This window comes from Bradyrhizobium sp. USDA 223, from assembly GCF_044909005.1.
Lineage (GTDB): Bacteria > Pseudomonadota > Alphaproteobacteria > Rhizobiales > Xanthobacteraceae > Bradyrhizobium > Bradyrhizobium yuanmingense.
Genome location: NZ_JBIYDR010000001.1, coordinates 4,929,768 through 4,952,119, shown reverse-complemented (window position 1 = coordinate 4,952,119; position 22,352 = coordinate 4,929,768). Strand labels below are relative to the sequence as shown.

23 protein-coding genes are annotated in these 22,352 nt (G+C 65.9%); 9 read left to right on the top strand and 14 right to left on the bottom strand.

Translation table 11 applies throughout. From position 1 onward, the window contains the following. Positions 1–30 precede the first annotated feature (30 nt). Positions 31–750 carry a hypothetical protein gene (locus ABIA40_RS23065; protein WP_275508419.1) on the top strand — a complete coding sequence of 240 codons (720 nt, stop codon included), beginning with the start codon at positions 31–33 and terminating at the stop codon, positions 748–750. Between the two features lie 30 nt (positions 751–780). Here ABIA40_RS23065 and ABIA40_RS23060 read toward each other — a convergent pair whose 3' ends face one another. Continuing rightward, on the bottom strand, positions 781–1,959 hold the full coding sequence (locus ABIA40_RS23060; protein WP_271540739.1) for a cytochrome P450: 1,179 nt from the start codon (positions 1,957–1,959) through the stop codon (positions 781–783). A 16-nt stretch (positions 1,960–1,975) separates the two neighbouring features. Next, complete coding sequence (locus ABIA40_RS23055; protein WP_271540738.1) at positions 1,976–3,184, bottom strand: ABC transporter substrate-binding protein; 1,209 nt, start codon at positions 3,182–3,184, stop codon at positions 1,976–1,978. A 107-nt stretch (positions 3,185–3,291) separates the two neighbouring features. Here ABIA40_RS23055 and ABIA40_RS23050 point away from each other — a divergent pair, with 107 nt between their 5' ends. Beyond that, on the top strand, positions 3,292–3,771 hold the full coding sequence (locus ABIA40_RS23050) for a MarR family winged helix-turn-helix transcriptional regulator (RefSeq protein WP_036024920.1): 480 nt from the start codon (positions 3,292–3,294) through the stop codon (positions 3,769–3,771). Between the two features lie 172 nt (positions 3,772–3,943). After that, positions 3,944–4,894 (top strand): LysM peptidoglycan-binding domain-containing protein, encoded by a 951-nt coding sequence (locus ABIA40_RS23045; RefSeq protein WP_271540737.1) that lies wholly within the window; start codon positions 3,944–3,946, stop codon positions 4,892–4,894. Between the two features lie 157 nt (positions 4,895–5,051). Here ABIA40_RS23045 and ABIA40_RS23040 read toward each other — a convergent pair whose 3' ends face one another. After that, positions 5,052–6,125, bottom strand: a complete 1,074-nt coding sequence (locus ABIA40_RS23040) for a tartrate dehydrogenase (RefSeq protein WP_271540736.1) — start codon at positions 6,123–6,125, stop codon at positions 5,052–5,054. A gap of 273 nt (positions 6,126–6,398) precedes the next feature. Here ABIA40_RS23040 and ABIA40_RS23035 point away from each other — a divergent pair, with 273 nt between their 5' ends. Together ABIA40_RS23035 and ABIA40_RS23030 are read left to right on the top strand one after the other, a co-directional pair. Beyond that, on the top strand, positions 6,399–7,316 hold the full coding sequence (locus tag ABIA40_RS23035; protein ID WP_271540735.1) for a LysR family transcriptional regulator: 918 nt from the start codon (positions 6,399–6,401) through the stop codon (positions 7,314–7,316). A 71-nt stretch (positions 7,317–7,387) separates the two neighbouring features. Then, complete coding sequence (locus ABIA40_RS23030) at positions 7,388–8,212, top strand: aspartate dehydrogenase (RefSeq protein WP_157284750.1); 825 nt, start codon at positions 7,388–7,390, stop codon at positions 8,210–8,212. Between the two features lie 4 nt (positions 8,213–8,216). On the opposite strand, the gene ABIA40_RS23025 is transcribed toward ABIA40_RS23030, so the two are convergent. The 9 genes from ABIA40_RS23025 to ABIA40_RS22985 form a co-directional block, all read right to left on the bottom strand. Next, positions 8,217–9,521, bottom strand: coding sequence for a sorbosone dehydrogenase family protein (locus tag ABIA40_RS23025; protein WP_271540734.1), 1,305 nt, complete (start codon positions 9,519–9,521; stop codon positions 8,217–8,219). Positions 9,522–9,660: 139 nt separating this feature from the next. Continuing rightward, positions 9,661–9,870: a hypothetical protein gene (locus ABIA40_RS23020; protein ID WP_025038081.1), complete on the bottom strand. Its 210-nt coding sequence runs from the start codon at positions 9,868–9,870 to the stop codon at positions 9,661–9,663. Between the two features lie 133 nt (positions 9,871–10,003). Continuing rightward, complete coding sequence (locus ABIA40_RS23015; protein WP_271540733.1) at positions 10,004–10,630, bottom strand: isoprenylcysteine carboxylmethyltransferase family protein; 627 nt, start codon at positions 10,628–10,630, stop codon at positions 10,004–10,006. 26 nt (positions 10,631–10,656) lie between these two features. Continuing rightward, positions 10,657–11,688 (bottom strand): NAD-dependent epimerase/dehydratase family protein, encoded by a 1,032-nt coding sequence (locus tag ABIA40_RS23010; RefSeq protein WP_271540732.1) that lies wholly within the window; start codon positions 11,686–11,688, stop codon positions 10,657–10,659. Between the two features lie 27 nt (positions 11,689–11,715). Beyond that, positions 11,716–12,234 (bottom strand): DUF962 domain-containing protein, encoded by a 519-nt coding sequence (locus ABIA40_RS23005; protein ID WP_157284818.1) that lies wholly within the window; start codon positions 12,232–12,234, stop codon positions 11,716–11,718. 171 nt (positions 12,235–12,405) lie between these two features. Then, positions 12,406–13,071 carry an OmpA family protein gene (locus tag ABIA40_RS23000; RefSeq protein WP_271540731.1) on the bottom strand — a complete coding sequence of 222 codons (666 nt, stop codon included), beginning with the start codon at positions 13,069–13,071 and terminating at the stop codon, positions 12,406–12,408. Then, complete coding sequence (locus ABIA40_RS22995; RefSeq protein WP_271540730.1) at positions 13,071–13,487, bottom strand: hypothetical protein; 417 nt, start codon at positions 13,485–13,487, stop codon at positions 13,071–13,073. Before ABIA40_RS22995 ends, ABIA40_RS23000 begins: the two co-directional genes overlap by 1 nt. 88 nt (positions 13,488–13,575) lie before the next feature. Beyond that, entirely contained in the window at positions 13,576–13,863 is a 288-nt protein-coding gene (locus ABIA40_RS22990; protein ID WP_157284743.1) for a type II toxin-antitoxin system HicB family antitoxin, read from the bottom strand. Between the two features lie 8 nt (positions 13,864–13,871). Next, the gene (locus tag ABIA40_RS22985) at positions 13,872–16,433 is read right to left on the bottom strand and encodes an ATP-dependent helicase (protein WP_271540729.1); all 2,562 of its coding nucleotides are present in this window, start codon (positions 16,431–16,433) and stop codon (positions 13,872–13,874) included. A gap of 236 nt (positions 16,434–16,669) precedes the next feature. Here ABIA40_RS22985 and ABIA40_RS22980 point away from each other — a divergent pair, with 236 nt between their 5' ends. After that, positions 16,670–16,843 (top strand): DUF1328 domain-containing protein, encoded by a 174-nt coding sequence (locus tag ABIA40_RS22980; protein WP_036006471.1) that lies wholly within the window; start codon positions 16,670–16,672, stop codon positions 16,841–16,843. Between the two features lie 166 nt (positions 16,844–17,009). Here the strand turns inward: ABIA40_RS22980 and ABIA40_RS22975 are convergent, their stop codons facing one another. Next, complete coding sequence (locus ABIA40_RS22975; protein WP_271540728.1) at positions 17,010–17,513, bottom strand: thioesterase family protein; 504 nt, start codon at positions 17,511–17,513, stop codon at positions 17,010–17,012. Positions 17,514–17,600: 87 nt separating this feature from the next. Here ABIA40_RS22975 and ABIA40_RS22970 point away from each other — a divergent pair, with 87 nt between their 5' ends. From ABIA40_RS22970 to ABIA40_RS22960, 3 genes are all read left to right on the top strand, one after another. Then, positions 17,601–19,025 carry an FAD-binding oxidoreductase gene (locus ABIA40_RS22970; RefSeq protein WP_271540727.1) on the top strand — a complete coding sequence of 475 codons (1,425 nt, stop codon included), beginning with the start codon at positions 17,601–17,603 and terminating at the stop codon, positions 19,023–19,025. Positions 19,026–19,126: 101 nt separating this feature from the next. Beyond that, positions 19,127–20,407: a Spy/CpxP family protein refolding chaperone gene (locus ABIA40_RS22965; protein WP_271540726.1), complete on the top strand. Its 1,281-nt coding sequence runs from the start codon at positions 19,127–19,129 to the stop codon at positions 20,405–20,407. A gap of 34 nt (positions 20,408–20,441) precedes the next feature. Then, on the top strand, positions 20,442–20,807 hold the full coding sequence (locus ABIA40_RS22960) for a hypothetical protein (protein ID WP_036037392.1): 366 nt from the start codon (positions 20,442–20,444) through the stop codon (positions 20,805–20,807). 51 nt (positions 20,808–20,858) lie between these two features. On the opposite strand, the gene ABIA40_RS22955 is transcribed toward ABIA40_RS22960, so the two are convergent. After that, the gene (locus tag ABIA40_RS22955) at positions 20,859–22,328 is read right to left on the bottom strand and encodes a caspase domain-containing protein (protein WP_404543339.1); all 1,470 of its coding nucleotides are present in this window, start codon (positions 22,326–22,328) and stop codon (positions 20,859–20,861) included. Positions 22,329–22,352 lie beyond the last annotated feature (24 nt).

The window sequence follows — 22,352 nt, the reverse complement described above, 5'->3', positions numbered from 1 at the left end:
CGAAGCGTATTGTCTCCAGGGAAAAGATCGATGAGACCGAACGGCCGTCACACCGCCGGCGCCAGCCAATTGTCCGCCCTCCGTGTTTGGGCGATGGGCCTGCTCCTGCTGTCAGCTGTTGCCATCAGCCCGACCACCGCCAAGGCCGCGCCGAGCCAGGCCGCGGCGGCGACCACGCATGTCTATCTGCTCCGCGGCGTGCTCAACATCTTCTCGCTCGGCCTCGACACGATCGGCGCCCGCCTCCAGGCGCAGGGCATCCCGGTGACCGTCGCCAATTTCGTGTCCTGGTCCTCGCTCGCCGATGAAGCGGCGGCTGCCTACAAGGCCGGTCGGCTCAAGACCATCATCCTGGTCGGCCATTCCTCCGGTGCGACCGCGCTGCCCGACATGATCGCCAAGCTCAACCAACTCGGCGTGCCCGTGAAGCTCGCGATCGGCCTCGACTCCGTGTTCAAGACCAAGCTCTCGACCGGCGCGGAACGCTACATCAACATCTATATCGGTGACGGCCCCGGCGAGCCGGTGCGGGCCGCGGCCGGGTTCCGCGGCAAGCTCGACAATGTCGATGTCCGCGGCACCGGAGTCGGCCACGTCTCGATCGACAAGAACGAGGCGATCCAGCGCCGTGTCATCGCCGAGATCAATGCCGCGATCATGCGCTCGCGCGCGCCGGCTGCTCCCGTCGCCGAGCCCGGCGCACCGCGGCCCGCGCGCGCTGCGGCGGCGACGGCGCCGGCGCGGAACTGAGCCGTCGCGCATCCGGCCGCGTGATGCCGCCTAAGCTGGCGTCACGCGAACCGGCATGCTCTCCAGCCCGCGCAGGGAATTGTTGAGCCTGCGCTTCGGCTCCGCCGTGAACTCGATCGTCTTCACGCGCCTTGCGAGCTCGCCGAAGATCAATTCGCCCTCCAGACGCGCGATCATCTGGCCGACGCAGGCGTGGATGCCTGCGCCGAAGCCGACATGGCCGGTTGCAACCCGCTCCACGTCGAAACGGCCCGGCTTGTCCCAGCGCGCGGGATCGCGATTGGCGGAGGCCATGAACAGCAGCACCTTACGGTGCGCCGGGATCACGCCGCCGCCGATCTCGGCATCGCGCGAGGTGGTACGAAAGAACGTCTGCACCGGTGAATCGTAGCGCAGACCTTCCTCGAAGGCGTTGCGTGCCAGCTCTGGTTTCTCGTGCAGCTTGCGATATTCGTCCGGATGGGTGGCGAGCGCGAGCAGGGTATTGCCGATGCCGTTGACGGTGGTGTCGATCCCGGCAGTGAGGAACGGCCGCACCAGATGCGTCGCCTCGTGCTCGGTGATCTCGCCCTCATCGGCCGCCTGGTAGATCATCATGCCGAGGCTGTCGGGCCGTAGCGCATCGCGCGCACAACATTCCATGATCCAGCTCTGCGCCGCGAGACCGTCCTTCCGCGACGCCGCGAGGATCTCGTTCTCCGGGCCGAAGCTGTTGAATACGAACGTGCTCCAGGCGAGCAGCTTCTCGCGCCCATCGGGGCGGATGCCGATCGCGTCCGGAAACACCTTCATCGGATAGGCTTCCGCAAGATCGGTCACGGCATCGAACGTGCCTTTGTCGATCAGCTCCGAGACCTTCCTCTCTGCTTCGCGCTGGAACGTCTCGCGCAGCTTCCTTGCGACGCCCGGAGACAGCGTGCGGCCGAGCACGCGGCGGCCCTTGTCGTGGTCGGGCGGATCGATCTGCAGCGTCAGCGGCTTTGGCAGCGCCGGGTTCATCCCGTTCAGCCCGACGCCCTCGCCACTGATGAACGTTTTCCAGTCCTTCAGGGCCGCTTCGACCTCGGCATTGCAGGCCATAGCCCACACGCCGTAGCGCTCCACTTCGAACACCGGCCCGATTGCGCGCAGCGCCTCATAGGCGGGATAGGGATCCGTCAGAAAGCCGGGCGCGAACGGATCGATCGGACTGGATGCAATGCCGCTCATGGTCAGCTCCGAACCGCTATTGCTTTGCGAGCGGGCACTGACCGTCACTCTCGGACCGGAACGCGTCCTCGCCCTTGATCGTGGCAACGACCTTCAGCAGATCCCAGGACGAATTCGATTCCTCGGGAGCCTTGACCTGCAACAGGTAGAGCGGATGGATCTTGCGGCCGTCCTTGCGGATGTAGCCCTTGCCGAACACCGGATCGTCGGTCGGCATCTGCTTCATCGTCGCGACCACGGCCTTGCCGTCCTTGGCGCCGCCGGCCTTGTCGACTGCCTTGAGGTAGTGGATGACCGAGGCATAGACGCCGGCCTGCATGTCGTTCGGATAGGCCTTCGAGGGAATGCGTTCGGCGAAGCGCTTCGCGAAAGCACGCGTGCCGTCGGTCAGATCCCAGTAGAACGGATTCATGATCTGCGCGCCCTGCGCAAACTTGAGCCCAAGCGCGGGAAGACCGTTCATGCCGAGGATCAATCCGACCAGCTTGTGATCCTTCGTCAGCCCGAACTCGGCGGCCTGCTTCATCGAGGTGATGGTATCGTCCCCTGCATTGGCGAATGCGATGACGCTCGCGCCCGACGCCTGGGCCTGGAGCAGGAATGAGGCGTAATCAGCCGTGCCCAACGGATGCCGCACGCTGCCGAGCACCTCACCGCCGGACGCTTTCACGGCTTCCGCGGCCTGCTTTTCCAGATCATGGCCGAACGCGTAATCCGCGGTGATGAAGAACCATTTCTTGCCGCCCTGCTGCACGATGGCCTTGCCGAGGCCGCGCCCGTAGGAATAGGTGTCGTAGGTCCAGTGCACGGTGTTTGGCGTGCACTTCTCCCCGGTCAGCAGCACCGTGCCGGCGCCCGAGCCGACGAAGACCTTGTTCTTCTCGGCGCTCATGCCGGCCACGGCGAGCGCAATCGACGAGTTCGGAATGTCGAAGATCGCATCGACGCTCTCGTTCTCGTACCAGCGCCGGGCGATACCGATGCCGATGTCCGTTTTGTTCTGATGGTCCGCCGCAACGACTTCCACCGGCTTGCCGGCGGCCTTTCCGCCATAGTCCTCGACGGCCATCTTGGCGGCGACGACCGAGCCGATGCCCTGATAGCTCGCGAACGGCCCCGATTGATCGTTCAGGATGCCGATCTTCACGACGTCCTGGGCCAAGGCCGGTGCGGCGGTCAGCACCGCGGCCACCATGCATAGTTTATGCAGGAATTTGCTGTTCATTGTGTCCCTCCCCTGGGCGGTCTTGGTGCCGCTCTATAATAGTTATATTTTATAGCTATTTTCGAGAGTGTCAATTCGGCCGACTTGTGGCCGCCGGATCCAGGATCATGAGCCCGAAAGCAGTCAGACCCGGAGCGAAGCCCGCTCAACCGTCGGAGACGTCACTGGACTTGCGCGCGCTGCAGCGCACGCCCGGCTTCATGCTGCGGCTCGCGCAGCTGAAGTTCTTCGAAGGCTTCTACGAGGAGTTCGCCGCTCTGGGCCTTACGCCCGCGACCTATGCGATCTTCGTCGTCATTCGCGACAATCCGGGCGTTCCCCCCAGCAGCCTTGCCAGCCTGCTCCGCCTGCGCCTGCCGAACCTGATCAAGATCCTGAACGAGCTGGAATCGTCCGGCTTCATCAAGCGTAACCGCTCGAAATCCGACCGCCGCGCGGTCGAGTTGATGCTTACGCCGAAGGGCGCCAAGCTCATTCAGGACGGGGCAAGCCTGACGGGGCTCTATAACCGGAAGATGCTGGCCCCGCTCACCGAGGCGGAGCAACGCACCCTCCTCGAATTGCTCAACCGGCTGCTGCCGCTTTAGCCCGGGAGAGGCCCGCCTGAGGCCGACGGTCGCAGCCCCGTCCCGCGGCGCGGCAGCCGGAGAGGGCGCCGGACGAGAGATGGTCGGTTCCGTGCCCCAAAATCCACCCAATCGGTGGTCACTAAGCCCGGCAGGGGAGGCCGCTGCCTCCCAGGGTGGGACTGCTGGACTGATGATTCATTCGAGGCGACTCCTCGCGCTGGCAGCGATCGTGCTGCTCGCCTTGAGCAGCGGCACGGCCGCTGCCTCACCGCCGAAGTCCAAGACCAACGCGACCGCCCCCGCCGCGCCGCCGCCGCCTCCGCCGTTCGAGCCGTTGCCGCCGCCAAAAATTTACCTGTTCCGCGGCGCCATGGGTCCCATCTTCTCGACCGGCATGGATCGGCTCGAAGAGAAGCTAACGAAGGCGGGCTTCTCGGCTAACGTCTACGAATTCACCATCTGCCGGTGGATCGGCGATCGCGCCATCTCCAGCTATAAGGAATCGCCGGCGCCGATCGTGCTGATGGGCCATTCCATGGGCGGGCTGTGCTCGATCGTCATCTCCGAGATGGCGGCCAAGGAGAACATCCCGATCAGCCTCGTCATCGCCATCGATCCCGCGCAAGCGACCGGCGATGTTCCCCTCAACGTCGAGCGCTTCATCAACATCTTCCTGTCCGACAGCGTGCTCGGCGGCGGCGACGTCGTGGCTGTTCCCGGCTTTCGCGGCCATTACGCCAGCTATGACCTCAAGCGGAACGCGCGCGTCACCCACATCAACATCGAGAAGTCCGACGATATCCATCGTCAGATCGTCGAGATGGTGACGCAGCTGCCGCGTATTCCGCCGCAAACGCAGGCCGATGCCGTGCCGCTGCGCTATCTCGTGCCGGCGGACACGCTGGTCGAATTGTGGGACAGTGGCGTGCGGGTGCCGGTGCGCCGCGGCGACACCATGGAGAGCATCGCCGCAGCCAACCGCGTGCCGCTGTGGACGCTGGCGCAGAGCAACTCGCTGCCCGAGAACGCGCAGCTGACGCCGGGCCAGACCATCATCGTCCCCCGCCACCTGACACCGCCCGAGCCGGCCGCCGCGATGGCGGTTCCTTCGCCAGCTCCGGCGACGGCTGGACGAAAATAAGAGGCCCTCTTGTCGCCGAGGGACGCAGTGCTTGTCGAGTGAGCAGTCGTTCCGCAAACGCGTCATGCCCGGGCTTGTCCCGGGCATCCACGTGCTTGGCACGGCACGAAAGATCGTGGATGGCCGAGACAAGCCCGGCCATGACGTAGAGCCGTGATCAAACATTCGATCCGTGAATCGCATCGACCACGGCATCAGTCACTTCCTTCGTCGTTGCCTTGCCGCCGACATCCGGCGTCAGCACGCCGGCGGCGCAGACACGCTCGACGGCCGCCATCAGCCGTAAGGCGGCATCCTTCTCGCCGAGATGCTCGAGCATCTGCGCGCCGGTCCAGAACGTCGCGACCGGGTTGGCGATGCCCTTGCCGGTGATGTCGAAGGCCGAGCCGTGGATCGGCTCGAACATCGAGGGGAAGCGGCGCTGCGGATCGATGTTTCCGGTCGGCGCGACGCCGAGGCTTCCCGCCAGCGCGCCGGCTAGATCGGAGAGGATGTCGGCATGGAGATTGGTTGCGACGATGGTGTCGAGGCTCTTCGGATGCAGCGTCATGCGCACCGTCATGGCGTCGACCAGCATCTTGTCCCAGGTCACGTCAGGGAATTCGCCGGCGACCTCGGCCGCGATCTCGTCCCACATCACCATGCCATGGCGCTGCGCGTTCGACTTGGTCACGACGGTCAGCAGCTTGCGCGGGCGCGACTGCGCGAGCTGGAACGCATAGCGCATGATCCGCGTGACGCCGACGCGGGTGAAGACGGCGACTTCGGTGCCGACCTCTTCCGGCAGGCCCTTGTGGGCGCGGCCACCCATGCCGGCATATTCGCCTTCCGAGTTCTCGCGCACGATCACCCAGTCGAGATCGCCGACGCCGACATTGCGCAGCGGCGAGGCGACGCCCGGCAGGATCTTGGTCGGCCGCACATTGGCGTATTGGTCAAAACCCTGGCAGATCGGCAGGCGCAGGCCCCACAGCGTGATGTGGTCGGGCACGTCGGGGGCGCCGACCGCGCCGAAATAGATCGCGTCGAACGTCTTCAGCTCGCTGAGACCCTCCGCCGGCATCATCACGCCGTGCTTTTTGTAATAATCCGAGCCCCAGTCGAACGTCTTGACGTTGAAAGCGATGTCGCCGCTGCGTTTTGCAAGAGCCTCCAGCACGCGCAACCCGGCCGAAATGACTTCGGGGCCGATGCCGTCGGCGGGAATGGCTGCGATCGAATGGGTCCGCATGGGAAGGCTCCGTTTGAGAGATCGGGCCGGCATATCCGGCCGTCGGCGTCGCGGGCGAATCTAGACGGGAGCGCAGGGCAAACTCAATCGGCGCTAGTTTATACAAAAAAATGATATAATCCTGGGGAGGCCGCCACGGCGTCATGGCCGGGCTTGACCCGGCCATCCACGCCTTTCCCCGCGGCCCAAGAACGTGGATGCCCGGGACAAGCCCGGGCATGACGACCTCGCGCAAGGCTTCAAGCGCGGTCTGGCGAGGCGAGAGGACGGCGAATGGAATTGCATCAGCTCCGATGCTTCGTGGCGACGGCCGAGCAGCTGCACTTCGGCCGCGCGGCGCAGCAGCTCCAGATGCTACCTTCTGCGCTCGGCCGGCAGATCAGGCTGCTGGAGGAGCATTTTGGAACGCGGCTGTTTGCGAGGACGACGCGAGCGGTGCAGCTCACCGAGGACGGCGCGACGCTGCTGCGCGATGTCCGCGCCATCCTCGCCAAGGTCGAGGCTGTCGAGAGCAACTTCCGAAATCGCTTGCGCGCGGGGACCGCGCGACGGCTGCGGGTCGGTGCCATCGACAGCGCAGCGGCCGGACTGTTGCCGCCGCTTCTGCGCGATTTTCGTGCCAGGCACCCTGACATTGCGGTGCAGCTCCTCGAAGACAAGACTGTCCGGCTGCTGCCGAAGATTTTGACCGGTGCGATCGATCTCGCCTTCGTGCGTCCGCCTGACCGGCCGGACAAGCGACTTGAATTCCGAGACCTGCTTCAGGAGAGCGCGATCGTTGCGTTCCCGCGGCGGCACGCTCTGGCCGGGCGCAAAGCGATCACGCTCGCGGATATCGCCCAGGAGGCGATGCTGGTGCCGGACCGCCGCTCGCGACCGGATAGCCACGACCTCACGGTCAAGCTGTTCGAGCAGGCCGGCCTAACGCCGCGCATCGTGCAGGTCGCCGACGAGAAGCAGACCATCATTAACCTCGTGGCAACGAAGCTCGGGGTCGCGATCGTGCCGCGCTGGACCGCACGGATGGCGGTGGCGGGTGTGCGCTTCGTGCCGCTTCGACTGAGGCAGAGCGGGTCGGTCGGCCGGTTGCCGCTTGCCGCCGCCTGGCTGCGTGGCTCGCGCGATCCGGCCCGCGATGCCATGCTGGCGGTTCTGGAAGCCCGCCTGCGCAGCTATGCGCGGGAGGCGTGAGCGGCTATGACATCGGCCAAGACAGAGGCCAAGACAGAGGCCAAGACAGAGGCCAAGACAGAGGGATGGTGATGACGGATCAGACGCCTTCAGGCGAATTGCGGGTGGCCATTGCCGGGCTGGGCTCGATCGGCACCAAGATTGCAGCCGCGCTCGATCAGGGCATCGAGGGCCTGTCGCTCGCGGCCGTGGCCGTGCGGGATCCCGCCAAGCATCAAGCCTTCGTCGACAGCCTGCGCCACCCGCCGAAGATCCTGCCGATCGCCCAGCTCGGCGATGCCGCCGACATCGTCGTCGAATGCGCGCCGAGCAGCCAGCTGCGTGCGATCGTCGAGCCGGCGGTGAAGCGCGGCAAGGCCGCCGTCGTGGTCAGCGTCGGCGGCCTGCTCGACAATTTCGATCTCGTCGATCTCGCCCGCGCCAATGGCGGCCGCATCCTCGTGCCGACCGGCGCGCTGATCGGCCTCGATGCCGTCAACGCCGCCGCAATCGGCACCATCCATTCCGTGAAGATGGTGACCCGCAAGCCGATTGACGGCTTGAAGGGCGCGCCGTTCATCGTCCAGAACAGGATCGACATCGACAATCTGCGCGAGCCGCTGAAGCTGTTCGAGGGCAGCGCGCGCGAAGCGGCAAAGGGCTTTCCGGCCAACGTCAATGTCGCCGTTGCGTTGTCGCTCGCGGGCATCGGGCCTGATCGCACCCAAATCCAGGTTTGGGCCGACCCGACCGTGACACGCAACGTTCACCGCATCGAGGTCGAGGCGGATTCGGCGCGCTTCTCGATGGGCATCGAGAACATCCCGTCCGAGAATCCCAAGACCGGCTTGATCACCGCGCTGTCGGTGATCGCGCTGCTCCGCAAGCAGCGCGCCACGCTGTGCGTCGGGACGTGAGCTCCTACGCCCCCGTCACGCGCCAGATCACGTTGCCGACGTCGTCGGCCATCAGTAGCGATTTCCCGTCGGGACCGATCGTGACGCCGACCGGGCGACCGTAGGATTCCTTCTCGTCCGGCGACAGGAAGCCCGACAGGATGTCGCGCGAGGGGCCGGACGGCTTGCCGTTCGCGAACGGGATGAACACCAGCTTGTAGCCGGACAGCTTGCTGCGATTCCACGAGCCGTGCTGGCCGATCACCATGCCGTCGCCGAAGCCGGGCAGGGTGCCTGCGGGCATCCAGCACAGGCCGAGCGAGGCTGTGTGGCCACCGAGCGCATAGTCCGGTTGAATCGCCTTGGCGACCATCACGGGATCCTGCGGCACGCGGTCGTCCACCGTCTTGCCCCAGTAGCAGTAGGGCCAGCCGTAGAAGCCTCCGTCGCGCACGGACGTGAGATAGTCGGGCGGCGTCTCGTCGCCGAGGCCGTCGCGCTCGTTGACGACGGTCCAGAGCACCTTCGTAGTCGGCTCCCAGGCAAGGCCCACGGGATTGCGCAGGCCGGCCGCAAAGATGCGATGCGTGCCGGCGACGAGATCGAGCTCGTAGACCGCAGCGCGGCCTTGCTCGACCTCCATGCCCATCTCGGCGATGTTGCTAAGCGAGCCGACGCCGGCATAGAGCTTCTTGCCGTCGGGACTGGCGAGCAGGCTGCGCGTCCAGTGGCCGGCAGGCTTGAACGTCGTGAGCCGCTTGCCCGGTGCTGTGATGCGGTCGGCATCGGCAACGTACGGGAAAGCCATTACGCCGTCGGTGTTGCCGACATAGAAAGTGTCGCCGACCAGTGCCATGCCGAACGGCTGGCTCAGGTTCTCCATGAACGTGCCGCGCACTTCGGCGACGCCGTCGCCGTCCTTGTCGCGCAACAGCGTGATGCGGTTGGCGGAGACGCCGAGCGCGGCGGCGCGGCGCATCGTCGCCTGCATCGCATAGTGGAACACGCTGCGCGGGGCGCCCGCGATCTGCGTTGCCTCTGCGATCAACACGTCGCCATTGGGCAGCACCTCGATCCAGCGCGGATGGTCGAGACCGGTCGCGAATGCATCGACCTTCAGCCCGGGTGCAGCGATCGGCTTCTGTCCGTCGCGCCAGCCGCGTGCGGTCGGCATCTTCAAGGTCGGGATCGCGCCTTGCGGTTTCGCTTCGGGAATGGCGGGCTTTTCGCCCCAGGCCGGCGTGGGCTCGGTGCCCGTCATCTTGCGCCATTGCAGCGCGATGCCGCCAATGAAGGCGACGAACTGCGCGAAGATGCTGGAAAACGTCATGACAAGCCCCCGTGTGCGCGCGCATCCAACTGGTTGACGGGGCCGACGTCAACCTGTGCGGAGCTCAGCAGGGGCCTATTCCCGTGGAATGGCAGCCGATCGAATTTGCATGGGACAGGTCGCGGCGTCGGCCCGGAGATCAACGGCCGATCTGCCGCTCCAGCCGTCGTGCCGCGCGAAAATCATCCAAGTGACGGATGTTCGGCGCCAGCGCCGCTTCCCTGGAGAGCAGATGATAGACCCGCGCCACCGTGCGCTGCTTCTGCTTCGTCCGCCCGGGGGGCAGCGCCCGCGCCTTGCGGACGGCGGCGATCGCGTGTGCGCGAAAATAATCGTAGGCGTCCGACATGGCTCGATGCTCTGCGGCCGTTGACAGATGTCGAGGGCTAACGGACCAGCGGAGGTGTGGTTCCTTGGCGAGTCGGATCGTGCACTCGTGCCCCGGACGCACCGCAGCGCGTCTGGACAGGAGAGTGACGCCCTCACCGCGGCGACGTGAACGGAATGATCATCGGAACGCGGCGGCAATAGGCGCCATAGGCGTGTTCGCCGAGCTCCTTGGACAGGAACACCTCTTCCATCCGGCCCTTCTGCCACATGCCGAGCGAGATCAGGATGGCGCCGAGGATCGTCGTCACCAAGCCGATCGCGACGCCGGTGACCAGCATCCCGAAGATTAGTCCGGTGTAGATGGGGTGGCGCACCAAGCCATACGGCCCGGTGTCGATGACGCGATGGTCTTCCTTCTGGGTGATGGTGTTGGACCAGAATTTTCCGAGATGCAGCCGCCCCCACCATGCGAAAGCGATGCCGGCGACTGAGAGGACCGCCGCGATGATGATGCCGGTGTTGCCGAGCACCCAAAGCGGCTTCCAGCCCATGGCTTCCGCAATGAACGGCGTGTACAGGATGCCGCCGACCAGGATCGGCAGGCGATAGCGCTGCGACTCCAGCGTCATGACCTGCTTCTTGGTTCGCCCCTGCCAGAACGAGGCGCCGACCCAGCTGACCAGAAAAGCGAGCCAGATCAGGGCGAGCAGTTGCGTCGGCCAGGTCGTGGTCCAGCCACCCCAGGCGACAGAGAGAAGCTTGCTGAAATCGAAAGACATGAAGGTTCTTTGCGTTTGAAGCGGCGTCAGCTCGCGCGCGAGGACAGCGCGTGATGCTTGAGGGCGCCGGAGGGCTGCTGGCCGTTGCGGGCGAGCAGGTGGGTGATGGTTTCGCGCAAGACCGGCTCGATCGGACGCGGCGAATAGCCGAGCTCGGTACGGGCTTTGCCGATCGAAAGATCGCTCGCGGCGAGCGCGATCCGCACGCCCTCGGCGGTGCCGTTGGGCGGCCGGCGCGTGATGTGATCGGCGATGTATTCGAGCATGATCGCGGAGAGCTCGGCGATCTTGCCAGGTACGACGACCGGAAATTGCCGGCGGCCGCTCATCGCCGACATCATGCGCAGGATGTCGCCGAGCGGGACGCAGTCGCCGCCGAGGATGTAGCGGTGCCCGAGGCGGCCGCGTTCCATGGTCAGCACGAGACCCATGGCGACGTCGCGGACGTCGACCAGGTTGACCAGAAAGTTGAGATGCGGCTGCACCTTCTTCTGCAGGAAGTACCAGAGCATCGCGGTCGGCGGTGTCAGATGTTGGTCGGCGGCGCCGATCGGCATGGTCGGCGTGCCGATCACCACCGGGAAGCCCGCTTCTGCCGCCTTGGCGGCATGATGCTCGGCAAGCGATTTCGACCGCGTATAGGCGCCGGGCATCGCCTCGGCCGGCTGCAGCGCCTCTTCGGCGGGAACGCCCTTGAGGTCGGAATAGGGGAACAGGATCGATTCGGTCGAGCAGTGCAGGAAGCGCGAGACGCCGCGCTTCATCGCCGCCGCCAGCACGACTTCGGTGCCGCGGCAATTGACCTCGTGAAAGTCCTGCTTGTTGGCGACCCACATGCCGGGCAGGCCGGCGAGGTGATAGACCTGATCGCAACCGGCGATCGCCGCATCGACCGCGGCACAGTCCAGCACCGAGCCGTGGACATGCTCGACATCCGCGTTCGCCGCGCTCGGCACACGGACATCAAGAATGCGGACCCGCTGCCCACGGGCGCGGAGCGCTTCTACGAGGTGATGTCCGATGAAGCCACTGCCACCGGTAACCAGGACGAGAGCCATGCAGAAGTTGCTGTTTCGCTTCGAGCGTTATCGGGTTGAAAGAGAATTGGCCGGAAGAGGCGCCAGAATCGCGGCAAGGTCGCGACGGAAGCCCAATGCAATGAATAATTTTGCCATGACGAACATCGGTCCAAGCAAAAGATGCGAGGGGAACGTGAACAACGAGGCCTCGCGCCCCTCAAAAACCTTGTGGCCGATGGCCTGCGCGGCGAGGCCGAGCACCACCAGCGTCGCGAAAATCGCCCACATCGTCGCGGTGCTGACTTGCGCCGCGATCGTCGTCGCAACCGAAAATAGCACGACGGAGACGGCCAGAATGCCGAGCCCGAGCGCCGCGTCGAGCAGCAGCCAATAAATCAAGACCGGAACAGCCAGGACCACCGCCAGGCTGACGTTGAATCCGAACAGCGGAAGCTTGACCAGCGTCAGCGGCAGCACGGCGCCGGTGAACAGCAGAAGGATGCCGACCACATGCATCGCCGTATTGCGGGGATCGCGATGGTACTCGACATAAACGGCAAGTTGGCGCTGGAAAAAGCCACCCATTTCGGTCTCATGCAGCACGGGGTCGGGAAGGGCGAACAGAGGCTATAGCACTGGACCGGGCAGTGCACAAACCGGCACTTTTGTCGCGTGAAACCGCCTGCGCGCGTCCGGGACAGGCTGCAAAATAGTCCGCACTTCAAAGGGTTCCGTCAGCCGCGCAGCCGCCTTCACTCAGCGCTTCTTGACGGGCTTTTTCGCCGCAGGCGCTGGCGTCGCTGCCGGACGCGGCTCCTCCGGCAGCTTGGCATAAGTCAGGATCTGCAACTGGCCGTTGACGGCGGAGGTCGGCTTGGCCCGATCGAGAAACTGCTCCTCGCCGAGGCCGATCGGATGCAGCCGCTTGGTCGAGATCTTGAAGGTGTTCACCAGCACGTCACGGATCGCATCGGCCCGGCGCTGGCTCAGGATCGCATTGGCCTCGCGCGTCTTCGAATTGGATTCGACGTGGCCGACGATCAGGAAAGTGTAGGGCAGCAGCGAGGCATGAACCAGCGCGTCCGCAATGCGGCCGACCGTCTGGTAGGATGTCGGCTGGATGATCGGCGTGTCGGCGTCGAACTGGATCTGCGCATTGAAGGCGGGCAGCTTGGCGAGCTCCGGCGCGATCAGCGGCCGGTTCACCGGCCCCGGATCGTTCTTGATCCTGGTCTTGGCGCGCTCCATCACCTGCTGCTTCAGCGCGGGCAGGTCGATCTCGGCGGCCTCTTCGAAATGGTTCAGCTTCGCGACGATGTCGTCGCGGGTCGGCGCCGCCGTCTGAGCGCCGGCGGGGCCCGCGAGCAAAGCGAGGCCCAGCGCCAAGCCCAGTCCTGCGGTGGCGAGCCCGTTCGCGCGCATCAGCGATACCCCGCGTCGTCAACGGCCTTCAGGCAGTTGTTGCTGATGCCCTTGGGCGTCGAGACCAGGCACGGGACCGACTTGCTGGTCTCCTTGGTCGAGCCGCCGCAGACCTTGACGATCTCGCGCTGGCAGGCGTTCGCCACGGTGACGCGCGCGGCGACGCGCTTCTGGATGGCCTCGAACACGCCGAGATAGTCGCTCGTGCACTGCGGCGAGAGCACGTCGCGATTGCGCGACAGGCATTCCTTCAGCCGGTTCGAATCCGGGTTGACGCCGCGGCAATTGGCGACGATTTCCGCCCCGCAGCTCGCCGCCAGCTTGCCGATCGAATCGCCAAAGCTCATGGTCTCCGCCGCCGCAAGCGACGGCATCCCCAATGCAAGCACGATCAATGTGATGGAGCCCCGGACCATGGGGTTATCTGATACGGGGAAGTTCGCGGTGGTCAAGGGGCGTTTCGGGCGAGAACTGTCGAGAGTTGCGCAGTGCGGCGAACAGTCCTCACTCGGCCTCAGCGAGGGGCGGCCAGTCGACCAGGGCGATGGTATGGTTCCTGACATCCTCGGCAAACGCCGGATCGGCCTTGAGCTCGTCCAGCGTCCGTGGCGGGGGCAGCTGGCGACCGTCCGCGATCAGCTCCTGCGCATAGAATGCGAGCGCCTCGGGCGCATTCTCCAGGGCCTCCTCGACGTCGTCGCCGCCAGAGATGCAACCGGGCAGGTCCGGAAACCACAAGCTCACGGTTTCGTCCGGCTCGGCGTCCTCGATGATGGCAACGTACTGAGCCATATCGGGCCTCACGCCCGCTGCACGAAACTGTCCACGACCTTCTTCTCGCCGGCCTTGTCGAAGGCGATGGTGAGCTTGTTGCCGTCGATCTTGGTGACGCGGCCATAGCCGAATTTCTGGTGGAAGACGCGGTCTTCCAGCGAGAATTCGGACGTCGTGCCGGTCGATTTGGCGACCAGCTCGCCTTCGATCGTCAAGGGCCCGCGCCGGCGCGAGGAGAAGCTGCCGAAATCGGGGCCGGATGACGAGGAGGAGAACGTCGCTGCCTCTTCCTCAAAACCGCCGCTTCGACCGCCGCCGCGATTCCGGTTCGCCTGCGCGCGCTGCCAGCCCGGGGTCGAATAGCTGGAGCCGAACGCCTCCATGTCGTCGAAGCGCGAGGCGCCGTAGCCGCCGCTGCCGCCCCATCCGGAGCCGCCCTTGGATTCCGTGATCTCGACATTGGCCGCCGGCAATTCGTCGAGGAAGCGCGACGGGATCGTGGTCGACCAGGTGCCATGGATCCGGCGATTGGTCGCGAAATAGATCTTTGCGCGGCGGCGGGCGCGCGTCAGGCCGACATGGCCAAGCCGGCGCTCTTCTTCCAGGCCGGCGCGGCCCTGCTCGTCCAGCGTGCGCTGGCTCGGGAACAGGCCTTCCTCCCAGCCCGGCAGGAACACGTTGTCGAATTCGAGGCCCTTGGCCGAATGCAGCGTCATTAGCGACACGGCATCGTCCTCGGCGCCACCCTCGCGGTCCATCACCAGCGAGATGTGCTCCAGGAACCCTTGCAGGTTCTCGAACTCCTCCATCGAGCGCACCAGCTCTTTCAGGTTCTCCAGCCGGCCCGCGGCGTCCGCCGAGCGGTCCTTCTGCCACATCTCGGTATAGCCGCTCTCGTCGAGCACGATCTGGGCGAGATCGGTGTGCGCGGTGACCTCGCGCTGGGCACGCCAGCGGTCGAACTGCGCGATGAGATCGCGAAGCGAGCCGCGCGCCTTCGGCTTCAGCTCGTCGGTCTCGACCACGGCGCGCGCCGCCTCGAACAAGGGAATGCGGCGCTTGCGGGCGTGGTCGTGCAGCATCTGCACGGTGGCATCGCCGAGCCCGCGCTTGGGCGTATTGACGATACGCTCGAAGGCGAGATCGTCGGCCGGCGAATTGATGACGCGCAAATAGGCCAGCGCGTCGCGGATTTCGGCGCGCTCGTAGAAGCGCGGGCCGCCGATGACGCGATAGGGCAGGCCCAGCGTGACGAAGCGGTCTTCGAACTCGCGCATCTGGTAGGAGGCACGCACGAGAATGGCGATCTCGTTGAGCTTCTCGCCCTGGCGCTGCAGCTGCTCGATCTCCTCGCCGATGCCGCGGGCTTCCTCTTCCGAATCCCAGGAGCCCGTGACGGTGACCTTCTCGCCGTCCTGGTCCTCGGTGCGCAGCGTCTTGCCGAGCCGGCCTTCATTGTGCGCTATCAGGTGCGAGGCGGCGGCGAGGATGTGACCCGTCGAGCGGTAGTTGCGCTCGAGGCGAATGACCTTGGCGCCAGGGAAATCGTGCTCGAAACGCAGGATGTTGTCGACCTCGGCGCCGCGCCAGCCATAGATCGACTGGTCGTCGTCACCGACGCAGCAGATGTTTTTGGTCTTCTCCTTCTCCCCACTTGCGGGGAGAAGGCCGGGATGAGGGGGAGTCTCCACGAGCTCGGTGCTTGGAGAGTCCCCCTCACCCGCATCGCTTCGCGATGCGACCTCTCCCCGCAAGCGGGGAGAGGTGGAAGAAGGCGCCTGCGACAAGAGCCGCAGCCACAGATATTGCGCGACGTTCGTGTCCTGGTACTCGTCGACCAGGATGAACTTGAAGCGCTGCTGGTACTGCCTGAGAATATCCGGGTGCTCGCGGAAGATGCGGATGTTCTCCAGCAGGAGGTCGCCGAAGTCGGCCGCGTTCAGGATCTTCAGCCGCTCCTGATAGCTCGCATAGAGCTTGCCGCCCTTGCCGTTGGCGAACATCGCGGCCTCGCCCGACGGCACCTGCGAAGGCATCAGGCCGCGGTTCTTCCAGCCGTCGATCAGGCCGGCCAGCATCCGCGCCGGCCAGCGCTTCTCGTCAATGTTCTCGGCCTGCAGCAGCTGCTTGAGCAGCCGGACCTGGTCGTCGACGTCGAGCACGGTGAAGTTCGACTTCAGCTGGGCCAGCTCGGCATGGAAACGCAGGACGCGGCCGCCGATGGAGTGGAAGGTGCCGAGCCACGGCATGCCTTCGACGGCGTGGCCGAGCATCTGGCCGAGCCGGTGCTTCATCTCGCGCGCGGCCTTGTTGGTGAAGGTCACCGACAGGATTTCGGCCGGGCGGGCGCGGCCCTGGCTCAAGATGTGCGCGATGCGCGTGGTCAGGACGCGGGTCTTGCCGGTGCCGGCGCCGGCCAGCACCAGGACCGGGCCGTCCAGCGTCTCCACCGCCTCGCGCTGCTCCGGATTGAGCCCGGCGAGGTATTTCGGGCCCACCGAGGCACGCGCACGCGCGGCGATGCCGCCGGCTGCGGGCTGGTGGTCGGGTACGGCTGTGATCTTGCTCGGCTCGGTCATGCGAATCATCGGCCCCACGATGGCACCGCGGGGTGGTGGAAGGGAGCCTTCTTAACAGGGATTGGTGCCTATATGGGGCGCCGGGCCGGGTTTTCCACGTGCGCGTCAGGCCGATTTGTTCCAGCTGAGCCGGCGAATTTCGCTCCCGCCGGGACCGGAACTATCGTTCCCGCGTCGAGATTGTCAGGACAGGTGGCGCGGCCAGCCGCGTCGATCGCAGACAACATCAAGACGAGGGTTTGACCATGCTAGGCTGGGTTGTGACGTTTCTGGTTATCGCACTGATCGCCGGCATCCTGGGCTTCGGCGGCGTCGCCGGCGCTTCGATCGAGATCGCCAAGATCATCTTCTTCATCGCAGTCGTTCTGTTCCTGGTCTCGGCCGTCGTCGGCCTCGCCCGCGGCCGCAACAGAATATAGCGCGCCGTAGTTTACCTCTCCCGTAGGGAGAGGTCGGATCGCATCGCAAGATGCGATCCGGGTGAGGGGTTACAGTCTCGCTTGGTGCTGCAGCCCCTCACCCGGATTGCTGCGCAATCCGACCTCTCCCCGGCGGGAGAGGTCAATCCCAGGCAGCACCGCGCTGCTAACGCTTCGAGGGCATCGCCACGCTCCGGCCGATGCCCTCGGGTCGCGTCAAGGCGCTGTGGGATTTGGCGACCCCTGCAATGCGCTGCCGGATGTCGGGCGGAAACGGCGCAACGCGCCGCGCATTCATGTCCATGTGCAGTGACATGTTCTCAGACGTCGCCGACAGCCAGCCCTCGGTGCCGTGCCGCATCTCCTCGAATGTGTGCAGCCGCTTGTCATCGGCGTTCAGCAGCCACACCAGGATTTGCACGGGATCGCCGAGATGGATCTCGCGCAAATAGCGCACGTGGCATTCGGCGGTGAAGGTCGAGCCGTTGCACTCGGTCTTGTAGACCGGGCCAATCCCGAGCTCGAGCCAGAACTCGTCGATCGCCCGATCGAACATCACGTTGTAATAGGCCATGTTGAGATGGCCGTTATAGTCGATCCATTGCGGCTCGACCTGCATGATCGAGGAGCGAAACGGCTCTGCGATCGGGGCTGTGGCAGTCTCCGGCATGTGTCCTTCCCAAGCTATGCGTCCGGTCCCTTGACTTGACCGGTTATATGTCCTTTGCCACGGTCTCTTCTCGTCGGGAGGAATTCCGTGGGTACGACCATCACCAATAATCCGCCGCGGCCGGAGCCGAAAGCCCTCGCAAGCGCGCTGGAGCAGCTTGCCGCGCGCTTCGGCAACCGCCTCATCACCTCGCAGGCCGTGCGCGAGCAGCACGGCCATACCACCACCTGGATTCCCAACCAGCCGCCCGATGGCGTGGTGATGGCGCAGGAGACCGCCGACATCCAGGACGTGGTGCGGATCTGCGCGAGACATCGCGTGCCCGTCATTCCCTTCGGCACCGGCACCTCGCTGGAAGGGCAGGTCAACGCGCCCGCCGGCGGCATCTCGATCGACCTGCGCGACATGAACAAGGTGCTCGCGGTGCATGCCGAGGACCTCGACTGCGTGATCGAGCCCGGCGTCACCCGCAAGGCGCTCAACGAGCATCTGCGTGACCAGGGACTGTTCTTCCCGATCGATCCCGGTGCGGATGCCTCGCTCGGCGGCATGGCCTCGACCCGCGCCTCCGGCACCAACGCGGTGCGCTACGGCACCATGCGCGACAGCGTACTGGCGCTGAAAGTGGTGCGCGGCGACGGCGAGATCATCACCACGGGCACGCGCGCCAAGAAATCGTCCGCGGGCTACGACCTGACGCATCTGTTCGTCGGCGCCGAAGGCACGCTCGGCATCATCTCGGAATTGACGATCCGCCTGCGCGGCATCCCCGAGACGATCGCGGCCGGCGCGGTGTCGTTCGAGACCGTGCACGGGGCCTGCCAGGCCGTGATCCTGGCGATCCAGACCGGCATTCCCGTCGCGCGCATCGAGCTGCTCAATGCCGCGCAGGTGAAGGCCTGCAACGCCTATTCCAAGCTGACGCTGCCGGAGACGCCGCTGCTGCTGATGGAATTCCACGGTAGCGAGATCGAGGTCGCCGAGCAATCCAAGGCGTTCGGCGAGATCGCGAGGGACTGCGGCGGCGGCGATTTCTCCTGGACCACCAAGCCGGAGGACCGCACCAAGCTGTGGCAGGCGCGGCACGATGCTTATTGGTCGGTGAAGGCGCTGCGGCCCGGCGACAGCATCGGCGTGGTCGCGACCGACGTCTGCGTGCCGATCTCGCGGCTCGCCGATTGCGTCAGCGAGACCGAGGAGGATCTCAAGCGGCTCAATTTGCTGTCGCCGATCGTCGGCCATGTCGGTGACGGTAATTTCCACTGCTCGCTGGTGTGCGACACCAACGACGCCGACGAGATGGCGCGCGGCGAGGAGTTCATGCATCGCCTGGTCGAGCGTGCGCAGGCGATGGACGGCACCTGCACCGGCGAACACGGCATCGGGCAGGGCAAGCAGAAATATCTCGAGGCCGAGCTCGGCCCCGAGGCGCTCGACGCGATGCGGGCGCTGAAGCAGGCACTCGATCCGCTCAACATTTTCAACCCCGGCAAGATCGTGCCGGAGGCCTAAGGGCCAGTGCATCTCTGACCGGGAACTTTCGGCAATCCTGCCGGTTCCAATTCCCGCCAATTTCCGATGCTCAATGGCAGGGCTTTGCGCGGGAGGGTGCGATGGTGCGACCGGTCGTTGGAATTGCCGCGGTGGCCTTTGCCTGCATGCTTGCGGGGGCCGCGTTCGCGAAGGGCGGACACGGCGGCGGCCATGGAGGTGGCCATGGCGGCGGTCACCACGGCGGCCATTTCCGCGGCCACGGCGGCGGGCATGCGCATGGCGGGCATCATCGCGGGATGCGGTTCACAACCGGCGCCCGGCGTGGCGGCCCGAACTTCGGTCAGATCCGCAATGCCGCGATCCGGCCAGCGAACTTCCGCAACGCATGGAACGCCGGCGCATTCCGCAACGGCCGGCTGATCAGCAATCCGGCGGCCCGCGCGCAGATTGCCGCAGCGGCGGCACTCGCCGGCTGGAGCGGTGCAAGCAGCGGATGGTGGCAGCATCCCGGCGGCGGCTACGGTTGGGTCGGGCCGCTGTTCTGGCCGTTCGCCTATAACGACCTCTACGATTACACGATCTGGGGCGACGGGATCGCCTTCTGGGGCTACGGCTATCCGGACATCTATGCCGGCATTTTCGGCCCCTATGGCTATGATCGGCTGTCGGCCTATCTGCCGCAGCAGCCGCAGGGACGGCGGCGGGCGCGCAGCGCGCCGCTCGATCAGCTCTGCGGCAGCGATCGCCGCGCCATCGTCGGCCTGCCGATCGATCAAATCGCAGCCGCGGTGCAGCCGACGAACGCGCAAGGCGCTGCTCTCGATGCGCTAGGCAACGCCTCGGTCGACGCGGCAGCGTTGATCCGCACCTCCTGTCCGACGCAGGCCGCAGCGACGGCGCCCGGCCGGCTCGCCGCCATGCAGCAGCGGGTCGAGGCGATGCAGAAGGCCGTCGATCTGGTTCAGCCTGCGCTGGACCAATTCTATGGCTCGCTCAACGACGAGCAGAAGGCGCGCTTCAATGCGCTTGCCGACGATCAGCGTCGTGCCGCGGCATCGAACAATACAGGTGGATCGTCGGTGCAGACTTGTAGCCCGTCCGCCGCGTTCGATTGGCCCGGCGCCACGATCGAAGAACGGCTTCGTCCCAACGACACTCAGCGCGCGGCACTCCAGGTGCTCCAGGACACCAGCGCTAAAGTTAGCACGTCGCTCAAGGCGTCCTGCGAGCCCAATGAGGTGATGACGCCGCCGGCCCGCATGGCCGCGATCCGCAAGCGTCTCGATGTCATGCTGGACGGAATCAAGTCGGTCCGGGCGGCGCTCGATGATTTCTACGCCACGCTCAACGACGAGCAGAAGGCGCAGTTCGAGGCGATCGGCCCGCGCCGCATGTCCTGAACGCCGCGAGCAATTGAAGACCATTGGTGGGGCAATGAAGTGGTTCGCGAGGCGAGAGCCGGCAGACGTCTGGGACGAGCCGATCGGGGGGCCGCTCGGCGACATCGAAGCAGCCGACCGGATTCGCAACATCTGCCAGGCTGCGCGGGCGATCGCCGAAGCCGCCGGCGCTTCGGCGCCGACCAGCACGCGCGAGCGCTATGAGCGCGCAGCCCGCGCTGCCATGGAGATCGCGATGAAGATCTCCGACGATCTGATGCGCGACGACGCCGTGCGCCGCATCGTGGATCTCTGCATGAAGGCTGAGGACATCAAGACGGCGCAGATCTTGTCGCGTGCGATCCAGGCAGGCTGGATTCGAGAAGCCGTGCTCCGGGACCATCCGGCCCTGTCGCAATAAGCTCGGCTCGCGCGATTGGCGCGAGCCGAATGTTGCTGGTGCCGGACCGGCTCAGTATCTGCGGTAGCCACCGCTGTTATGGTCGCCGCCGCGGCCGCCCATTCCCATGCCGAGGCCGATCCCCACGCCGATGCCGATGCCCTGCATCACGGCCTCCGGCGGCGGGCCGCGATCCGGCGGCGGTGCGCGCTCGTAGACCACTTGCTCGGACGGCGGCCGTCGCTTGGGCGGCGTCTCGACCACCTTGCGCTTCGGCGGGGTCTCCTCGACGCGCTTCTTGATCACGGGCGGGACCGGCGTTGCCGGGGTCGCGGGCGTCGAACACGGGCAGGTCGGCGCCATCGCGACCGCGACGGGCGTCGCCGCGGCGGCGACGGGCACGGCGTAGTTGCGGTTCTGCACGCGCAGCAGCAGCCGGCGCGCGGTTGCCGCGAGATCGCTGTTGTCCCAGTTCGCCAGGTATGCCTCGAACGAGGCGCGGGTGTTGATGGCGGTGGCACGCTCCCACGCCAGCATCTGGCGACGCCGCTCCAGCACGGTGCGAAGGCGCGGCGTGCGGGTGTCCTGGGCGTACAGCTCGATATAGGCCTGATACGCCTCCACGGTGTCCTCGGTGATCACGAGCTCATAGGCGACCATGGCCGGCTTGCCCTGCAATGTCTTGCGCCAGTCTGCGACGCTGCGCGTGCCGCCGGCGAGCGCCATGGCGGATGCGCCGGGAAGAGCGGGCGTGCTGCCGCCGCTCTCGCCAAAGAACCTGAAATCGGTGGTCAGCGAGGAGCTTTCCCAGGGGATCTGCCGGCCGTCGGTCGACTGTGCCACCGCGACGCGGATGCGCTTGAACATCTCCTCGATCGGCAGGTTCGGCTGCTTGGCGACCGTCAGCACGGCCGTCGTATAGGGGCTGTCGAGGCCGTTGCCGTCCTCGGCCTCGGCGCCGGGCGAGGTCGAATAGGAGATGAACGAGCCGGGCGCGCCGGCCTTGGTATCGACGATCGCAAGGCCGTGGCCGGCGCCGCTGAGCGCTGGGAACGGGTTGTTGCGGCAGGCATCGAGCATGAAGATGCGCGCCCGCGTCGGCAGCGCGCCGAGCGTGTTGAGCATGTCGTTCAGCCGCACGCCCTGCAGCGGGATGTCGGCCTCGCGCTTGGGATCGAGATCGACAGGCACCAGATAGTTCTCGCCGTCGATCTGAAGGCCGTGGCCGGCATAGAACACCAGCGCGACGGTGTCGGGGCCGCTGGCACTGACCTTGCCGGCGAAGTCCGAGATCGCCGCGCGCATCTCGGTTTGGGCCAGATTGGCCGCCGTGGTGACGGTGAAGCCGGCACTGCCGAGCAGCTCCGTCATGCCCTTGGCGTCGTTGGCGGCGTTGGGCAGCTCCGGCACCGTGCGATAGGCCGATTGGCCGATTACCAGCGCAAGCCGCGCTTCGGCGGCCGCGTCCGTCGGCGTCACCAACTGGGTGAGTGCGAGAAGCCCGGACGCAACAAGCAAATTCGAAAAGACTGGACGGCGCATGATGTCACCTCCAACGGCAATGCG

Excerpts from the sequence above, each read along its gene's own strand:
- ABIA40_RS23065 (WP_275508419.1), top strand. The coding sequence starts at position 31 with ATGAGACCGAACGGCCGTCACACCGCCGGCGCCAGCCAATTGTCCGCC.
- ABIA40_RS23060 (WP_271540739.1), bottom strand. The coding sequence starts at position 1,959 with ATGAGCGGCATTGCATCCAGTCCGATCGATCCGTTCGCGCCCGGCTTT.
- ABIA40_RS23055 (WP_271540738.1), bottom strand. The coding sequence starts at position 3,184 with ATGAACAGCAAATTCCTGCATAAACTATGCATGGTGGCCGCGGTGCTG.
- ABIA40_RS23050 (WP_036024920.1), top strand. The coding sequence starts at position 3,292 with ATGAGCCCGAAAGCAGTCAGACCCGGAGCGAAGCCCGCTCAACCGTCG.
- ABIA40_RS23045 (WP_271540737.1), top strand. The coding sequence starts at position 3,944 with ATGATTCATTCGAGGCGACTCCTCGCGCTGGCAGCGATCGTGCTGCTC.
- ABIA40_RS23040 (WP_271540736.1), bottom strand. The coding sequence starts at position 6,125 with ATGCGGACCCATTCGATCGCAGCCATTCCCGCCGACGGCATCGGCCCC.
- ABIA40_RS23035 (WP_271540735.1), top strand. The coding sequence starts at position 6,399 with ATGGAATTGCATCAGCTCCGATGCTTCGTGGCGACGGCCGAGCAGCTG.
- ABIA40_RS23030 (WP_157284750.1), top strand. The coding sequence starts at position 7,388 with ATGACGGATCAGACGCCTTCAGGCGAATTGCGGGTGGCCATTGCCGGG.
- ABIA40_RS23025 (WP_271540734.1), bottom strand. The coding sequence starts at position 9,521 with ATGACGTTTTCCAGCATCTTCGCGCAGTTCGTCGCCTTCATTGGCGGC.
- ABIA40_RS23020 (WP_025038081.1), bottom strand. The coding sequence starts at position 9,870 with ATGTCGGACGCCTACGATTATTTTCGCGCACACGCGATCGCCGCCGTC.
- ABIA40_RS23015 (WP_271540733.1), bottom strand. The coding sequence starts at position 10,630 with ATGTCTTTCGATTTCAGCAAGCTTCTCTCTGTCGCCTGGGGTGGCTGG.
- ABIA40_RS23010 (WP_271540732.1), bottom strand. The coding sequence starts at position 11,688 with ATGGCTCTCGTCCTGGTTACCGGTGGCAGTGGCTTCATCGGACATCAC.
- ABIA40_RS23005 (WP_157284818.1), bottom strand. The coding sequence starts at position 12,234 with ATGGGTGGCTTTTTCCAGCGCCAACTTGCCGTTTATGTCGAGTACCAT.
- ABIA40_RS23000 (WP_271540731.1), bottom strand. The coding sequence starts at position 13,071 with ATGCGCGCGAACGGGCTCGCCACCGCAGGACTGGGCTTGGCGCTGGGC.
- ABIA40_RS22995 (WP_271540730.1), bottom strand. The coding sequence starts at position 13,487 with ATGGTCCGGGGCTCCATCACATTGATCGTGCTTGCATTGGGGATGCCG.
- ABIA40_RS22990 (WP_157284743.1), bottom strand. The coding sequence starts at position 13,863 with ATGGCTCAGTACGTTGCCATCATCGAGGACGCCGAGCCGGACGAAACC.
- ABIA40_RS22985 (WP_271540729.1), bottom strand. The coding sequence starts at position 16,433 with ATGATTCGCATGACCGAGCCGAGCAAGATCACAGCCGTACCCGACCAC.
- ABIA40_RS22980 (WP_036006471.1), top strand. The coding sequence starts at position 16,670 with ATGCTAGGCTGGGTTGTGACGTTTCTGGTTATCGCACTGATCGCCGGC.
- ABIA40_RS22975 (WP_271540728.1), bottom strand. The coding sequence starts at position 17,513 with ATGCCGGAGACTGCCACAGCCCCGATCGCAGAGCCGTTTCGCTCCTCG.
- ABIA40_RS22965 (WP_271540726.1), top strand. The coding sequence starts at position 19,127 with ATGGTGCGACCGGTCGTTGGAATTGCCGCGGTGGCCTTTGCCTGCATG.
- ABIA40_RS22960 (WP_036037392.1), top strand. The coding sequence starts at position 20,442 with ATGAAGTGGTTCGCGAGGCGAGAGCCGGCAGACGTCTGGGACGAGCCG.
- ABIA40_RS22955 (WP_404543339.1), bottom strand. The coding sequence starts at position 22,328 with ATGCGCCGTCCAGTCTTTTCGAATTTGCTTGTTGCGTCCGGGCTTCTC.